9 protein-coding genes and 1 tRNA gene are annotated in these 17,268 nt (G+C 64.1%); 6 read left to right on the top strand and 4 right to left on the bottom strand.

The window, feature by feature from the left end:
• Nucleotides 1-648: 648 nt before the first annotated feature.
• Nucleotides 649-3,915, bottom strand: coding sequence for a protein kinase domain-containing protein (locus LTT66_RS14735; protein WP_233067730.1), 3,267 nt, complete (start codon nucleotides 3,913-3,915; stop codon nucleotides 649-651).
• Nucleotides 3,916-4,711: 796 nt separating this feature from the next.
• Between LTT66_RS14735 and LTT66_RS14730 the strand changes: the two genes are divergently transcribed.
• On the top strand, nucleotides 4,712-5,983 hold the full coding sequence (locus LTT66_RS14730) for a YhgE/Pip domain-containing protein (RefSeq protein WP_233067728.1): 1,272 nt from the start codon (nucleotides 4,712-4,714) through the stop codon (nucleotides 5,981-5,983).
• A gap of 337 nt (nucleotides 5,984-6,320) precedes the next feature.
• On the opposite strand, the gene LTT66_RS14725 is transcribed toward LTT66_RS14730, so the two are convergent.
• The 3 genes from LTT66_RS14725 to LTT66_RS14715 form a co-directional block, all read right to left on the bottom strand.
• On the bottom strand, nucleotides 6,321-7,151 hold the full coding sequence (locus tag LTT66_RS14725) for an SDR family oxidoreductase (protein WP_233067726.1): 831 nt from the start codon (nucleotides 7,149-7,151) through the stop codon (nucleotides 6,321-6,323).
• A gap of 147 nt (nucleotides 7,152-7,298) precedes the next feature.
• Nucleotides 7,299-7,658, bottom strand: coding sequence for a hypothetical protein (locus LTT66_RS14720; protein WP_233067724.1), 360 nt, complete (start codon nucleotides 7,656-7,658; stop codon nucleotides 7,299-7,301).
• 402 nt (nucleotides 7,659-8,060) lie between these two features.
• A tRNA-Thr gene (locus tag LTT66_RS14715) sits at nucleotides 8,061-8,133 on the bottom strand.
• 523 nt (nucleotides 8,134-8,656) lie between these two features.
• Here LTT66_RS14715 and LTT66_RS14710 point away from each other — a divergent pair.
• The 5 genes from LTT66_RS14710 to LTT66_RS14690 all read left to right on the top strand — a co-directional run bounded on the left by LTT66_RS14710 (nucleotide 8,657) and on the right by LTT66_RS14690 (nucleotide 17,226).
• Nucleotides 8,657-9,364, top strand: a complete 708-nt coding sequence (locus LTT66_RS14710; RefSeq protein ID WP_233067720.1) for a helix-turn-helix domain-containing protein — start codon at nucleotides 8,657-8,659, stop codon at nucleotides 9,362-9,364.
• 527 nt (nucleotides 9,365-9,891) lie between these two features.
• Nucleotides 9,892-11,205 (top strand): MFS transporter, encoded by a 1,314-nt coding sequence (locus tag LTT66_RS14705; protein ID WP_233067718.1) that lies wholly within the window; start codon nucleotides 9,892-9,894, stop codon nucleotides 11,203-11,205.
• An 8-nt stretch (nucleotides 11,206-11,213) separates the two neighbouring features.
• Nucleotides 11,214-14,588, top strand: coding sequence for a non-ribosomal peptide synthetase (locus LTT66_RS14700; protein ID WP_233067716.1), 3,375 nt, complete (start codon nucleotides 11,214-11,216; stop codon nucleotides 14,586-14,588).
• A complete protein-coding gene (locus LTT66_RS14695; protein ID WP_233067713.1) occupies nucleotides 14,585-16,075 on the top strand; it encodes a condensation domain-containing protein in 1,491 nt (496 codons plus the stop codon). Before LTT66_RS14700 ends, LTT66_RS14695 begins: the two co-directional genes overlap by 4 nt.
• On the top strand, nucleotides 16,072-17,226 hold the full coding sequence (locus tag LTT66_RS14690; RefSeq protein ID WP_233067711.1) for a nitric oxide synthase oxygenase: 1,155 nt from the start codon (nucleotides 16,072-16,074) through the stop codon (nucleotides 17,224-17,226). Before LTT66_RS14695 ends, LTT66_RS14690 begins: the two co-directional genes overlap by 4 nt.
• The last annotated feature ends 42 nt before the right edge of the window (nucleotides 17,227-17,268 follow it).

The following is a 17,268-nucleotide window of genomic DNA, read 5'->3' as shown; positions in this document are numbered from 1 at the left end:
CCGGGGCACTCGCTGGGCGCCGCCTACCCCCTGCTCAACGGCGGCATGGCAATCGACTGCGCCACCCGTATGCCCCGCTCCCGGCCGATCTCCGACAAGTCCGGGTGGTCGACATCGACCCCTGCGCCATGCCCGCGGCCCGCGCTCTCGACAGCCCGCTCGCCCCGCGCGATCCCCGGATCAGCGTGTCCTCCCGCTGGCCTCGCCCGTTCATCAGCAACACACGCATCGCCGACGCCGCCGCACATATCGACATCCCACTGATGTTCCTCACCGGCGCCGACGCCTACTCGGAAGCGTCGGGCGAACCACCATGGACGACCTACACCGCGGCCGGCGGCGGCGGAAGCACTTCATCGAGATCAGCCACACCGATCGCTTCCTCATCTCCGACTTCGCAGCGCTCAATCCCTACATCAACAAGCTCTTCCCGCCATGGAACCTGGCGGACTTCCGCGAAACCGAGGTCTACATGCGCTACTCGGCAGCATTCTTCGACCGCTATCTCAAAGGCGACAGATCACGCTCGATACCCTGCGGGCTCCCGCTCGGGGCGAAGTCGGCGGCCACTCATCTCGACCGCACCGAGGCACAACCGAACGCCGGATCGATGACGCTGCCCGGGCCGGGGCATATGGCGCAAGGGCTTCAGAATTCGGGCTGCTCGGCGGCCCAGGCCGCGATCTGTGCGCGCGAGGTGAAGCCCAGTTTGGCCAGGATATGTTCCACATGTCCATCGGCGGTACGTTTTGAGATCACCAGTCGGGCGGCGATGGCCTTGTTGGTCAAACCCAGCGCGACGAGATCGGCGATCTGGCGCTCACGTTTGGTCAGTTTTCCTCCCGAACGAGCCGGCGGCGCGGTCGCTTCGGCTTGCTCGTCGAGCGCGAAGCTCACCGCAGCATCGAAACTCATCGCGGCGCCATTCTGGTGGGCCGTCTCGAATGCTCGCGCGCCGAGCATCTTACGGCTGCTGCGCGTGAATTCCTCATGGTGGACAAGCGAACTGGGAAAAAGGAAAATGAGGTTGCCGACGGTGCGGTTGAGCGTATCGGCGGCGCCAAGCAAGACGGCGGCGCGCCGGGCATGGCGCTGCTGCGCCGCGATCCAGGCCAGCGTTTCCAAACAGCCCGTGGCGACAAGTGGATCGGACACCAGTCGGGCCACTCGAATACCCTCCTGCAACAGATGTTCGGCGCGGTCGCGCGCACCGCTTCGCCACACGGCGAATCCCATCCCCCACAACCCCCACGACCGAAGCAGCGTTTCACCGGCGGATTCGGTGATCGCGAGTATTCTTTCGTAACAGGCGATAGCCCGCGGTTCATCTCCCTGTAGTGCGTAAACCCATCCGAGCGAAATCAAGCCGTGCAGCTGTAATCTGAGGTCACCGGATGCCTCATAATAGTCGATAGCAGTGGCCAGCAGGCTACCGGCGCGAGCCAGATCAGCATCACCTCCGGCGAGACAATTATTTCCCTGGACTTGGGCGAGCAGGGCGCTGACCATCGGGTCGTCCGCCTGCTCGGCCAAGCTTTCGAGCTGTGCCACTTTGCTGATGGCGGCTGGCATGTCCCGCTGCATAGTGGCCATCGCATGGGCTTCGTACAGTGCCCTGGCCCGGTCGGCGGTCGGCACACCGGTCGTGTGGTCGAGCGCGCGCTCGCACCAGCGGCGCCCCTCGCTGAGTCGCCCACGCAACGTCCAGAACATGTAAAGGGCAGTGGCGATCCGCAACCCGTCATCACCCGGCTCGGACAGGCTGAACTCCAGCGCTTTCCGCAGATTCGGCAGCTCCCGCTCCAACCGGGCAACCCACTGCAACTGATGCGGGCCGACCCATTCCGCTTCTGCCGCGAGTGCCATCCGCTCGTACCAATCCCGATGCCGTCGAACGTATCCCGGGCACTCTCCGCTGTTCTCGGCTTGCTCCCTGCCGTATTCCTGAACGGTTTCGAGCATCCGGAAGCGGATCGTGCCATCGGTTTCCTCGCGGATCAGGATCGACTTGTCCACCAGCGCGGACAATGCGTCGAGCAATTCCGCCTCGGTCAGATCGGTGCCGCACACCTGCTCGGCGGCATCGAGCTCGCAACCGCCGGCGAACACCGAAAGCTGGTCCCACAACCGTTGCTCGACCGACGTGCACAGGTCATAGCTCCAGCCGATGCACCACCGCAGTGTCTGCTGCCGCACGGGGGCACCACGACTCCCGCGAGTCAGCAAGGCGTAGCGGTCGTCCAGCCGGGTCAGGATCTGCTCGGGCGACATCGTCCGTAACCGGGCCGCGGCCAACTCGATCGCCAACGGTAACCCATCCAGTCGGGCACAGATCCGGGCCACGGTCAGCCCGGTGCCGTCGGTTACCTCGAAGCCCGGCACCGCCGCGGCAGCTCGTTCGGCGAACAATGTCACCGCGTCGTAGCGGGCCAGACTCCGCAGTGACGGTTCACTGTCCGGAGCCGGGACGGCCAGTGGCGAGACCGCAAACACCGACTCCCCGCCGACGCCGAGCGACTCCCGACTGGTCGCCAGAATCCGCACCTCCGGACAGGTTCGCAGCAGCGACTCGGTCAGCTCCGCGACCGCTTCGATCATGTGCTCGCAGTTGTCCAACACCAGCAGCAGCTCCCGGGCGGACAAAAAGTCCACCAGCACCTCGAGCATCGGCCCGCCGGTCTGGTTGCGCAGACCGAGAGTGGCCGCCACGACATCGACCAATGACTCCGCGTCGCGCAGCTCTCCCAACTCGACCAGCCACACGCCACCGGCAAAATGCGGCCGCATTTTGCGAGCGACTTGCAGCGCGAGCCGGGTTTTGCCGACCCCACCCATACCGGTCAACGTCACCAGACGCGACACCGACAGTACGTTCTTCACCTCCGACACCTGGATGCGCCGACCCACGAAGCTGGTGAGCTCCAACGGCACATTCCCCACACCCACACGCAACCCATCGACGCCTCGGCCAGGAACACTGTTCCCAATCACCGCGGCCGATGTCGCGGGCGCTCCTGGTTCGGTCGGCAGCGCCATCTCGTCGACCGCGAAACCATGATCGCGCTCTACCTGACGGACTTGCTCGCCCAATGCCGCAGCGGTGGGGCGGTCCCGCGGTTCGCGTGACATGGCCGCCTCGATCACCGCGCAGACGTCGTCGGGCATTCCTTGCTCACGCAGATCAGGTACCGGTTGCTGCGTGATTCGCAGAAACTGCGCGACCACCCGCTCGCCGCTGCGGCGCTCGAAGGCCGCATGCCCGGTCAGTGCGCAGAACAAGGTGGCTCCCAGCCCGTACACATCCGAAGCCCGGCTCGGCGGGTCCCCACCGAGTACCTCCGGTGCGGTGAACGCCGGTGATCCGGTGATCGTGCCGGTCGCCGTTTCGAACCCGCCGGTGATATGGGCAATGCCGAAATCCGCTAACGCGGGCTCGCCGTATTCGGTGAGCAGGATGTTTCCCGGCTTGATATCACGGTGCAGCACCTGCGCCCGATGTGCGGTTTCCAGCGCCCCGGCGATCTTCACCCCCAGATGCAGCGCCTCTGCCAGCGACAGCGGACCATCGCGGCGCAAGCGCGCATCCAGGGAGCCGCGATCGTGATACGGCATGACCAGGTAGGGGTGACCGCGGCCGGTCTCACCGACCTCCAGCATGTCGACGATATTCGGGTGCCCGGTCAGCCGCCCCATCGCACGTTGCTCGCGAAAGAAGCGCTCCCGATTCTCGTCGAGCTCACCGGTGAGTACCTTCACCGCGACCGTACGATCCGCCGAGAGCTGGGTACACCGGTACACCTCCCCGAATCCACCCCGCCCGATCTCCACTGCGTCCTCGAAACCGGCAGCGCTCAACTCCGTGATGACATCAATAGCCACATCACGCTGTGTCTCGAACGGATCCGTGTCGACCATCGGCTCCTCGTGATTCACCCAGCGGGCACCCGCCAGAATATCCCCACCGGTCTGTTCGCCCCCAGCAGGGGCGCAATTGCACGGATCGGCGCCGTAAGAACTGTGGGCAGGAAGTCCACGACACGAGCCAGACCGCACAGAATCATCGGCGGCCAGCAGCCGACGACCGCGATTACCCGACGCGTCGTCATGCTGTCACCCGACGTTTGAAGCCGACATCCGCCGCCGAACCAACCGGCAGATGCTGTTCCGCCTGCACCGGCTCGGGAGCCAGGAGGCTGGTTCGCGGCACGAAGGGGCCGTCACCGTGACCGCCGTCGCGCTTGCCACGCGGACTGGAGCGCTGTGAAATCCTCAGATCTCCTTGACACGAGTTTCATCGTGACTGATGATTTCCTCAATAGCTGCGTTAGGTTGATTCAATCAACTCTGATGACGCTATCAGATTGGAGTTTCCGTCCCACGCAGCTCCCGACACGGAAAATGAGGCCGCAGTGTACGACTACGAGTCCATGCTCTGGACCGGCAGTAGGCGGCTGCCGCGCCCTCGGAGACGCGGTCGCCGGAGCGCTCGGCGTGGCGGCAACGGCCGCTGCCCCCGCCCTATAGGCCGGCCCTGCTCGCACTCAGCAGCCCGCGCCGACGAAGTTGCGGACAACGGTCCGGCCCCCATGTCGACTTCCCGGATGAGAGGGCCTTCCGAACGAATCAGGGCAACCATGCGAGCCGAACTCGACAACCAAACCCGCGATCGCCGAGTGGTATTCGGAGAGCAGTCGTGAGAGGAGCCCATTCGATGGCAGCGAAATTCCGGCTGGCACGTGTCTGGACACGACCCACAGCGGTGGTGGCCCTGCTGATGGCACTGCTGTCGTTCATGTATCTCGGCTACGTCCTGAACCCCGACAAGAACCTGCACGACTTCCCGCTGGCGCTGGTCAACCAGGACGTCGGTGACAGTCTCGGCGGCAACCCCGCCAATATCGGCGACCAGATCAGCGCGGCGCTGGTGCAGCACATCCCCGCCGACAAGGTCGACCTGAAGGTCACCGGTGTCCCGGAAATGCAGCGCATGCTGCTCGACGGTTCGATCTACGGCGCCATCATCATTCCCAGTGACTTCACCAAGCGATTGGGCATCCTCGGCACCGCCAGTGTCGTCGAGGGCCAGATCGAACGACCGATCATCACCATCCAGACCAACCCGCGGGTCGGCAGCTACGCCACGCAGATCACCACGCGCATCGCCCAGCAGGCGCTCACCGAGGTCAACCGCACGGTCGGCAAGCAGCTCACCGATACCGTCGAGGCCCAACTGCATTCCGCACCCGGCGCAGTAGCTCCCACGGTCGCCGGGGCGAGCCTGCTGACCCTGGCCGAACCGATCAACGTGGTGATCACGCCGTTCCGGCCGCTGCCCGAGGGCACCGGCGGCGGGCTGTCGGCGTTCTTCTACACGCTACTCGTCCTGCTCGCCGGATTCACCGGCGCCATGATCATCCACACCATGGTCGACGCCTCCCTAGGATTCACCCCGACCGAGTATGGGCCCTGGTACGTGCACTATCCGCCCACACCGATCTCCCGATTCCGCACCCTTCTGCTGAAATGGGGCATCCTCACCGGTCTCGCTCCGGTCGTCTCGGCGATCATCCTGGGCGTGGGAAACTTGCTCGGCATGCCCGTCGACCGGGCCCCAGCACTGTTCCTGTACAGCACACTGGCCATCATCGCCGTCGGTGTCAGCGCCCTGGCGATCCTGGCGGCCTTCGGCGCGGCGGGCATGCTGGTCAACCTGATCGTGTTCATCGTCCTCGGCTTGCCTTCCGCCGGCGGCACCGTCCCCATCGAGGCTACCCCGAGATTCATGGGATGGCTGTCCACCTTCGAACCGATGCACCAGGTCTTCCTGGGCATCCGGGCGATCCTGTATTTCGACGCGCGCGGCTCCGCGGGCCTGGCCCACGGCACCTGGATGACACTGCTCGGTCTGGCTATCGGAGTGTGCTTCGGTGCGGTGGTCACCCTCTTCTATGACCGAAAAGGACTGGAGCGCAAAGCGAACTGAAGAAGCAGAGATCGGGCGCCTCGCCCCCATCGTTCGAGCCGTCCTCCACTTATCGAAGTGAAAGCTGGAGCTCCTGTACACAGGGCGGCAGTCCTTGAACCAGCGACCACGATCCTGGCCAGATTCTGGAATTGTCATCACTTACGATGAAGTCGTCATCTACTGGACGTGTCGGCGGGCTGATCGGGAAAGGCGGACGGTGAGTCACTACAAGAGCAATGTGCGCGACCTCGAGTTCAACCTCTTCGAGGTCCTCCGCTGAGCGAGTGCGCGCTTTGCGGCGTTTCAGGGCCGATATCGACGGCCACTGCCTGTCGAACCCTCGTCAGCCCAATGCTCAGCGTGGATCCGTGAGCGAATCACTGACTCGCATCAACCGCTGCGCGACCGACGGGTCCTGCGCCACCGGGGACGGCTCCCGAATCTGGTTGTCCTCGAAGTACTGACCGGTGACGTCGGCGAGGGCCGGATCGCTGGCCACGTAGGCGATTCGACGTCCACCTTCCTCGGGAGAGATCATGGTCATCCGCTTGACCACAGCCAAGAGCGGGCGGGCGAACCAAGGGGCGCGATCCCAGATGTCAGTTGCAACCATTCCGGGATGGAGAGCGTTGACGGTGACCCCGGTGCCCGAAAGTTCGGCTGCGAGACTTCGCATGTACAAGACGTTGGCAAGCTTGGAACGCGAATAGGCTTTCATGATCGAGTACGCGGAGCGGTACTGCAGGTCATCGAAATCCATTGAGCCACGGTAATGTCCGGTAGATGCCGTGAAGACGATCCGCGCTGGCGCGCTTGCCACCATCAGCTCCTTCAGCGACTGGGTGAGCAGGTAGGGGGCCAGGTGGTTGACCGCGAAGGTGGCTTCGTAGCCATCCACGGTTTCCGTGCGGTCGGCGTACACAGTCCCCGCATTGTTGATCAGAACGTCGATCCGGTCGTAGCTGGCGCGTATCTGCTCAACTAGTTCGCGCACCGATGCCAGGGAGGCGAAATCGGCGACCAGTGTGTCCACACGTACAGCTCCCGCGTCTCCGACCCGCCTGGCGGCAACGTCCAGTTTGGGCAGGCTGCGCCCTACCAGCACCAGATTCGAGTCGGGGGCCAGTCGAGTGGCGCACTCCAGCCCGATCCCCGCCGTCGCACCGGTAATGAGTATCGTTTTCATGACGCAGTATCCTTTTGGTCCTCTTGTCCAACACGCAGCCATGCCCCCAGCCGGCATGCGGCGGTACGGCCATGCCTGAAAATTCTGATGAAATACTCACTTATGATCATATTCGTTGTCAATATTCAACTGATGAGATCATCATTTTCAGCTGTTGTTCGTGGTAGCTCGACAAAACAGCCATCGGTACCGCGGCGGATGCTGAACCTCGGGCGCACGCAGCATCGCAACGACACCGGCCACCGCTAGGATCACCGACACTGCGACCAATGACGCAGACAGACCACCAATGAAGGCCGATCGCACTGCAGCTGCCAGCGCGGTGCCCTGCGGACCCAGCAATCCCGCCACGTGCAGACCGGCCGCCGCCGACGACTCCACCGCGTGCCCCGCTTGCGACGGTAGCTGATCGCGCACAGGCAGCGCCGACGTGTAGTAACTGGCGAACGCGGAGCCCATCAACGCGATACCGACCGCGGAGCCGACCTCTCGGGTGGCATCGTTCATCGCCGAGGCGACACCCTGCCAATCGGACGCAACGACCCGCCAGTTCAGCGGCAATCGTCCGTGCCGGCGAGTGGGCCTGAAGGCGGGTGACCCATTCGACCGCGGTGGCTACACGACGCGATCGCCGACAGAGGCGATGACGGTGACCACTCCAGAGAAGGGTCCGCCAGCTACCCCAGATCGGAGAGGTTGATCTTTTGCGCAATCCGATCACTGCATGGGGTTAGGGACCGAATCATCGGACCCTCTCGCGGTAAAAGACCAGGTCAACGGACCACCGAAGGACCAACCCGCGTTGCGCGTCATCACTTTCCGATGACCGCGTCATCAGAAAAATCGGGCAAAATGGACAAGAGGGGCTTCGACAAGCTCTCCACCTGCGATTATAGCAAGATGCTATTGAGCCGCCTGGGGGAATCGAACCCCCGACCTTTTCATTACGAGTGAAGCGCTCTACCGACTGAGCTAAGGCGGCGTGCCTCTCGGCGGTGCGAGTCTATCGAATCGTCGCAGGATCACGAAAACCGCAGGTCATCGTAACCACTTGGGAACCATGCCACGGTGTCGGCCAGTTGTCGTCGGGCACGTTCTCCGGATCGAGCGTGCCGTCACCGACGAATCGTGGCCACGGCGAGCGGCCCGGCGGACAGGACGACCACGTCGGCGAAAAAGCCAGGTCACCGCGGCTCTGCGGGTCCTCAGGGAGACTGTTCGGCGCAGGAGGTTCGACGCGTCGTGGGTAAGATCAGCTGCGAATGGGATGGCACCACCTCGTCGTCGGTCGCCATCCCGCTCAGCATGATGGAACCGATTGGGGACCTACTGCGTCCAATCGGATAGCAGGACAACAGGATAGTCGGTCACAGCGAGTGAACGCTTGTGACCGAGTGGGGGTGTGACACGTGGCAATGACAGATTCGCATCGGCGAGGACGGACTCGAGGCGGTTTGGCCCGAGTTGGTTCGAGACCGACCCGAGACCTCGAACCGAACTCCAAGGTGGGTGTTCTCGCCCATCCGAGCCTGCGCGAGCATCTTCATCCCGGGAATGCGCGATGGGGGAACTTACTCGCACCACCGTTCAAGGTCGAGTACGTCGACTACGAAGAAATGTCGGTGCGCGCTCGTATCGATAATGTGCCGGTCATGCTGCCGGTCAACACCGAGCATCAGGCTGAGATTCTGGGCTCGGTGCGCGCGCGATACGCAATGGGACTCATCGTCGCGGTGACCAATGATGTCACCGGATACTCGACTTACTTCGCGATACGCTCCGGCGCCAACCTTGTGCTGAATGTCGCGATCTCCGGTCAACAGCAAGCCGAGATCCTTCGCGACCATTTACGTGAGCACCTCCAGCCTCCCGATATGACACCGGAACGCTCGGCGCCGGAGCCAGTGGAACATCGGAAGCCCGGCGGCCAGGGTATTGCCGGTGCCGACAGTGCAGTTATCGAACACGAATCCGGACGGGGACACATACACAACAGCCTGAGCATCCGGCATGAGTTCGACATCCGATTGCTGCAGATGCTGCGGTCCAAGATGACCGTGGCGGAGATCGCGCGCGAGAGCTACATATCGGAGCGATCGATGTACCGGCGAATTCGATGCTTGTACGACAAATTGGGGGTGGACAGTCGCGCTGAGCTGATCACATTGTCGGATCAGGACGATTGCCGCTCGAAGCTCTCCGCTCTGGCGTGATCGGGAAGTTGTTCATGTAATAGTCACGGCAGTCGCGGCGTCCGTCGGGTCGAACCGCGATTCGACCCGACGGCCACTGCCTGTCAGACCGATCCTTCAGTTTTACGGTGCAGATCGTAACCGACGAACCCACTGCTCATCCTCGAGGCCCCGAACCGATCCTGAAATCGGACGGTTCGCCTGCGGAACAGTGGTACAAGCCGCGAATTTCCAACAGAAATACCTCCGTCCAGTGCCGTGGGACCGAAGTAAGGTAACCGCAGGACGCCTACGCGTGTCAATGACATGCGGGGGTAGCATTTGCCCATGCCATGATGCATGTCAGTGACAGGACTGCCAAAGTTTTGTCAGCACCGCGGAGCAGGGTTGTCCCGACCAAGTGGCCATGCTAGCTTCGACTCCGGCGTAGAGGCCGCAAGCATTATTGACTTTCGGGGGGAATATCAATGCGAGAAATATCCATCGGAATGCCTCGACTCCGAAGCTGATGAAATTTCCGCTACGAGAGGTCTTGGCATGGGGGCGCGATGAGGGGAACCACGGAACACGCGAAGGAGCTTCGGCGGAACAAACAGTTCCAATGGCTGTGGATTGGCTCTGCGATATCAGCGCTGGGTTCGGATATTTCGGCACTTGCCTTTCCGTTGCTGGTTCTCGCGTTCACCGGATCGCCCGCGATGGCGGGTGCCGTCGGCACGGTGGGGTTCGCCACGAGACTGCTGTTCGCACTGCCGGGGGGAGTGTGGGGTGACCGCTGGGATCGGCGTCGCGTCCTGCTCTCCTGCGAGGTGATCCGGGCGATTTCAGTGGGCACGGTGGCCCTGGCCGCGATCATGGACCGTCTCACGATCGTCCACATCGTCGCGGCGGCCGCGATCCTCGGTGCGGCCGGAGCGCTGTTCACCCCGGCACGCGAAGCCACCGTCCGGGTGATCGTGAAACCGGAACTGCTGACGGTCGCCTACGCTCAGGAACACGCCCGCACGTACGGCGTCACGCTGATCGGGCCGCCCACGAGTGGTCTGCTGTTCGGTTGGGGGAAGGCAATTCCCTTCGTAGCAGACGCCATCACCTATTTGATTTCGGCAACCTGCCTCATGTTCGCGAGAATACCTCGCCGGGCCGGCGCACCGATGGTAGCCGCGGACGCCGAGCCGACGATGCGCGCTGACATCGCCGAGGCCGCCCGGTGGCTGTGGAACAAACCTCTATTGCGCGCGATCTGCCTCTTCACACTGGTGGTGAACCTCGGCAGCAGCATGTTGCTGATCCCCGTCATCGTGCTGGTTCAAGATCGCGGCGGAAGCCCGACCGTGGTGGGCATCGTAATGGGCGCGATGGGTGTCGGCGGTCTGGTCGGCGCACTGGTCGCCCCCCGGCTCGTCGGCTTGGTGCCCATCAATCAGCTGGTCCTGGCCATCTGCATGGCCTTTGCGGGCCTGGTGCTTGCCATCGCTGCCCCGTTCGGCCCGTACTGGCCTGCGCTGCCGATGATGCTCGCCGGGCTTCTCGGCCCGGTGCTCGCGATCCCATTGCAGGTCTACATCGCCGAACAGACTCCGGCAGGCATGATGGCGCGAGTTCAGTCGATGGTCGAAGCGGGATTTTCGGCGCTCTTGCCGGTCGGGCCGGCTCTCGGCGGGTTTCTCACGGAAGGGGCCGGCCCGACGCGCACGATCGTCATCGCGGCCGGTCTTATCGCGCTGGTTCTCCTTGCCGGTCTGTCCAGCTCCACCCTCCGGCGCTCCGATGTCGCCACCGCCGGATATCCGGGTTCACCTACGACTGCGTATTCGCCCGCAGTCGATCCGAGCGCGAGTGGCGAAATACGAGAAGGTTGAGACAATTCATGCCCGAATCAGGAAAAGAAGTCACTCGCCAGGCCGCACCGACGGCCAGAGAGCAACTTCGCGAACGGCTACTCGCGGCCATCGACTCGGATAGGGAACCGTCGCCGCCGACCGGCCTGCTCCCGCAATCATCCGTGCGCAGCAACCACGATGACCAGTTCGAACCGTTCCCGTTGCTGGACCTGCAACAGGCCTATTGGGTCGGTAGGCAGAGGACATCCACCGCGGTCGGCACCGCATGCCATGGATATCTGGAGCTCGATGTTCCCGAACTCGATACCGAACGTCTGGAGCAGGCATGCAACAAACTCATCGAACGCCATCCGATGCTGCGCGCCATCGTCGACGGGGATGGGGTTCAGCGGGTGCTGGACACCGTCCCTCGGTACCGTCCGCCGCTGACCGAGGTGACCACCGACACTGACATTCTCGATGCGATTCGCACCGAAATGTCCCATCAGGTGCTGCCCACCGATCGATGGCCACTGTTCGACATACGCGTCACGCGAATGCCGGACGGAATCAGCCGAGTACACATCAGCTTCGATATCTTGATCGCGGATGCGTTGAGCTTCCAGATCCTCGCATCCGAACTCGTCCAGCTCTATATGCACCCCGACCGGGTGCTGCCTCCGATAGACGTGACTTTCCGCGACTACGTCGCGCAGGTGACGGACGAGTCGCGGGCAACCGCACGCGCCGAGGCCGAACAATACTGGCGCACTCGGCTGGACGACCTGCCGTCCGCTCCGGAACTGCCGCTTCGATGCCCGATCGAGGCGATCGAGTCACCGAAGTTCACTCGCCTGGAAGCGAGGATCGAGGGCCGACAGTGGAAGGCGATCGATCAGCATGCCCGTGCGGCGGGAGTCGGTACCGCCCCTGCCATCCTGACCGCGATGGCGGACACCATCGGACTCTGGGCCGCGGCACCCGAATTCACGCTCAACCTCACCGTGTTCGACCGCCCACCGCTACACCCGCACATCGATCGAGTCGTGGGCGCCTTCACCAATACGACGCTGCTGGCGGTGGACCTTCGCGAGCACCGTAGCGTGCGCGATCTCGCGGCGGCCGTACAACAGCAGCTGTGGAGCAATCTCGAGCACCGTGAATTCACCGGTGTCGCCTTGCTGCGGGAGATGTCCCGGCGGCAGGAGTCGGAAGTCTCCATGCCGATCGTGTTCACGCATGTTCGCACCCCGGACAACAGTGACTTCAGAAACGATCTCGCGCAGCTCGGCACCGTACGGTTCTCGATTTCACAGACGCCTCAGGTACTGCTCGATTGCCAGGTCATCGAGACTTCCGATGCTGTGTCGCTGATCTGGGACGTGGTCTCGGACGCCTTCGACGAGGCAATGCTCGACGACATGTTCCAGACCTTCACCCGCACCGTGGGCAGCCTCGCCGACGAGTCCACCTGGAGTGCTTCCCACGCGGCAACGACCCCCGAGTCTGTGCGGCTCACTCGCGCCGGTGCCGAACTAGACGCCGACTTCCGGCTCCGTCCCTTGCACGAACTGGTCCTTGCCGCGGCGGCAGCGACTCCGGAAGCCATCGCGGTGGTCGACACCGCGGCAGCGACGGCGGTGACCTATCGCCAACTGTCCGGCTCCGCGCTGGCTTTGTCGGCGGAACTGCGGGCGCTCGGCCGAACATCCCGGCACGTCGTGGGTGTGGTCGGGGACCGTGGCTGGGCCGCTGCCGCCGCGGTGATCGGCATCTGTGCCGCGGGGGCCGCCTATCTTCCGCTGGACCCGGCACTGCCGGACGAGCGGCTGGCGATCATGGCCGACGCCGCCGGGATCGACACCCTGGTGGTCGGTCCTGATCGAGATCGGCCCGCCTGGTTCGACGGTCGTCTCGTCACCGTGCGCGAAGCCGACTCCGACGCGGACCCGGCCGCCACGGTGCAACCAGCCGTCGGGCTCGACGACCTCGCATATGTCATATTCACCTCCGGCTCCACCGGAACCCCCAAAGGTGTCCGCATCACCCATGCCGCGGCCGCCACCACCCTGCTCGATATCAATCGACGATTCATGGTGGGCCCGGGTGATCGGGTTCTCGCGGTATCGTCGCTCGGCTTCGATCTGTCGGTGTGGGACATCTTCGGCGTGCTCGCTGCCGGCGCGACGGTAGTGACTACCGGACAGGCCGAGGCCGCACAGGATCCCAGCGAGTGGTTGAAATATTCGACGGAACACCGGATCACACTGTGGAATTCGGTACCCGCGCTCATGAATCTGCTGGTCGACCTGGCACAGCTGCGTGACGTCTCGCTGCCCGATCTGCGGTTGGTGCTGTTGAGCGGGGACTGGATTCCTCTCGATCTCCCGGAGCGCATCAGATCGACGGCGCCGAACGCGCGAGTCCTGAGCCTCGGTGGCGCAACCGAGGCCGCCGTCTGGTCGGTGGTGCACGACACCGAGGAGCCCTCTCCCGGATGGTCCAGCGTGCCCTACGGCAAGCCCCTGACCAACCAGCGAACCTATGTCCTCGACGCGCTCGGCCGGGAACGGCCGCTCGATGTCCCCGGTGAGCTGCATATCGGCGGCTCCGGAGTGGCGGACGGGTATTGGAACGACCCGGCGCTGACGGCCGAAGCGTTTCCCCTGCACGCTGAGCACGGCAGGCTCTACCGCACCGGCGATTTCGTACGCCTGCGGCGGAACGGGCAGCTGGAGATGCTGTACCGCCTGGACGGACAGGTCAAGGTCCGTGGCTACCGGGTGGAACTCGGTGATCTGGACGCGGCCTTGACCAGCTTGCCAGGCGTCCGGACGGCCATCAGCCAGGTGATCGGAGACCGAGAACACGATCGGCGTCTGGTCAGCTACGTGGTTCCGGCCGACGAACACGTCACCGCCGATGCGCTACGCGCAGCCCTGTTACGAATCGTCCCGGCATATCTCGTGCCCAGCCATATCGTTTTTGTCCCGGAGTTCCCGCTGAGCGGGAACGGAAAGGTCGACCGGCGCCGGCTCCGTGAGCTGCCGCTTACTTCGACCGACGACGCCACGTCCGGTGCGCGGGAACAACTCGCGCAGGTCCGCTCGACCAGCGCCAGCTCTCCGTTGGGCGAGCATCTACTGGAATGGGTACGACTGCGATTGGACCAGCCCGGCATCGAGGCCGATACCGATCTGGTGCTGGTCGGCATGGACTCCGTCCACCTGATCACCCTGCTGAACGAAGCCGAACGTCGATTCGGGCTTCGTCCCTCCCACGTCGAGCTGATGCGAGCGCCATCGGTCACCAACTTCCGACGGCTGCTCGAGGTCGAGATGGTGCGGCGTTTCGTCGAGAACGAGGAAGGACGGGCTGCCCAACCACCGGCGCATGCGGGAGTCGAGGAAGGCGTGGTATGACTGCCGGGCAATTCGGCACGCCCGCCGATTTGCTGATCGAGCTGCGCCGACGTGGGGTCGAGCTGTGGCTGGATCAGGAGCTGCTGCGATTCCGGGCACCGGTCGGAGCGATCGACGAAACAATTCGCGCCGCGATGTCGGCCTGGCGCGGAGATCTGATCGGGTTGCTCAGCGCACCAGCGGATCCCCGGCCGCTGACCGACCGACAACTTCGACTGTGGCTGTTGGAACTGCGGCAGGGCGCTACCCCGGAATACCATATGAACGCTGCCTTCCGGTTGCGCGGCACGCTCGACCTCGAGGTCCTGCAGCAGGCGGTCCAGGCGGTACTACGGCGACACCCGGTATTGGAATGCGTCGTTGCCACCGCGGCCGACGGGCTGCCCGTGCTCGTCGAGCGCCCCGGCAGCGCGGAGATGACCGTGATCGACCTCGGTGGGGCAACGGATGCACTGATCGGTCAGGTAGCCGCCGACTTCGTCGTCCGCCCGATACGCCTGGCCGAGGGCCCGCTCAGCCGGATCGGCATACTCCGGGCCCGCGATGACGATCACGTCGTAGTTCTCGTCATCCACCACCTGATCTCCGATGACTTCTCGATACGCCTGGTGTGCACCGAGATGCTCGACTGTTATCAAGCGCTGCGCGAGAGCGGACGGCATCCGGCCGGGTGGGCGACGAGAACTGCCGCAGGGCGTCCGGTTGACTGCGACGATGCGACGGAGCACCGAACGGAGCTGATCGTGCGCCGGCGTGACGAGCTGGCCGCAGCCGGTCGGCCTAAGCTTCCGGAGCCGGAGCAACCCGGTGATCCGATGCCTTGGGAGTCCGGTACGGCGTTCGCCGTCGCGGATTCGGCGGAACGCGCGACGTGGGAGCAGCGCCGCCGCGCAGCGCGCGCAACGACATCGGTGATGACACTTGCGCTCACCGCGATCGCCGTCGCGGCGGCCGGCGGTCCGGCACACCTGCTCATCGGCACGCCCTTCCACGGCAGAGACAGCACCGGCGACCAACATGCGGTCGGATACTTCGCGCGTCCGCTGATCATCCAGACGAGGATGCACCCGACCACCACCTTCGGAGAATTGATCGACGCGATAACGCACGACGTCCGATCCGCGCTGACCGTGTCCGATATCTCGTACGAGCTACTTGCCGACGACATCCACTCCGCGGCGGGCGGACATGTGCTGTGGGTTGTCACCTACGGTGCCGAATCGCTACCCCAGCTGTCCGGTCTGGCGGTAGAACCACTGCCGATCGGCGTCGACACGGCCCGACACGATCTTCGCGTCGCCCTCGCGGATCACACGACCCACCTGGAACTGTCGGTGACACACCGGCGACGCACGGTCGATGCCGTGTTCGCAGGCAGAGTGACCGCAGCACTCGGCTTGTTGCTCCGTCGGGTGCCCGCTCGCGCCGAGACTGTCGCCGCAATCTGGCATCGGACCGGTGCGATCAGCGCGGGCGGCGTGGCATGAAGCAATTCGCGGTCTGCCCGGGCCACGACACCTCCATCGACCCGATCCAGCCTGCCACCGACACATTGACCGAGGCCGGGGAATTCCTGCGAATCTGCCGGGCGGAACTGGGTGCCGACTCGATACCGGCGGGACGGTGGGAGGAAATCGCCACGGAGATCGACCGGACCGGAACCTACTGGCAGAGTTCGGCCGAACTCGGCTATGGCAGCAAACTTGCCTGGCGCAACTCACTCGATTGCATCGGAAAAGGCGCGTGGCGCGGACTCGACCTGCGTGACTGCCGCGACGCCGTCACAGCCGATCAAGTCTTCGAGGCATGCGTCGAGCACCTGCGGATAGCCACCGGCAACGGACGAATCAGGGCAGTAATAACCGTATTGCCGTCGGCCGAGAACGGCTCCGGTATCCGGATCTGGAACAGTCAGCTCGTCCGGTATGCGGGCTACCGACATCGCGGCGGATCCGTCACCGGAGATCCCGACACGATCCGCTTCACCGAAGCCGTTCAAAATCTCGGCTGGCGCGGGGCGGGCACACGATTCGATATCTTGCCGATCGTCATCCAGATGCCTCGGGAACAACCTCGGTGGTACCCGATACCCGAGAGCGCCGGGCTGGAAGTGCCACTGGTCCACCCGGAGCTGTCCTGGTTCGACGAACTCGGCCTCCGCTGGTACGCCCATCCGGCAATCAGCAATCAGCTACTGCGTATCGGAGGTATCTCCTACCCGGCGGCCCCGTTTTCCGGGTGGTACACCTGCACCGAGGTCGCACTGCGTAACCTGGGCTCCCCCAGCCGGTACAACGTATTGCCGGAGATCGGGCGCCGGATGGGCCTTGATACCGCATCGACCAGGACGTTGTGGCGGGACCGCGCGGCGGTCGAGCTGTTGCGCGCTGTGATGCATTCGTTCGCCGAGCAGCGCGTCACCATCGTCGACCACTACAGCGTGGCCACCGCCTTCACCCACCACCAGCGACGAGAAGCGGCCGCTGGGCGTCCGACACACGCCCGGTGGAGGTCACTGGCCGGCGCGGTCACCGACTCGGCTCACTCCTTTCTGGCCGAGGAGTACGACGAGTCGATCGTTCTTCCGAACTTCTTCACACAACCAGTGCTCGGTGACCCGTCGATTGTCTCGTCTTGACGGACGTTCCACCGATTCATCGCCGAGCAAATAAAGGAGCGA

Origin of the sequence: Nocardia gipuzkoensis (assembly GCF_021183645.1) — a bacterium.
In the GTDB taxonomy this organism is placed as follows: domain Bacteria; phylum Actinomycetota; class Actinomycetes; order Mycobacteriales; family Mycobacteriaceae; genus Nocardia; species Nocardia abscessus.
The sequence above is the reverse complement of the archived record's forward strand: the minus strand, read 5'-3'. Positions and strand labels throughout refer to the sequence as shown.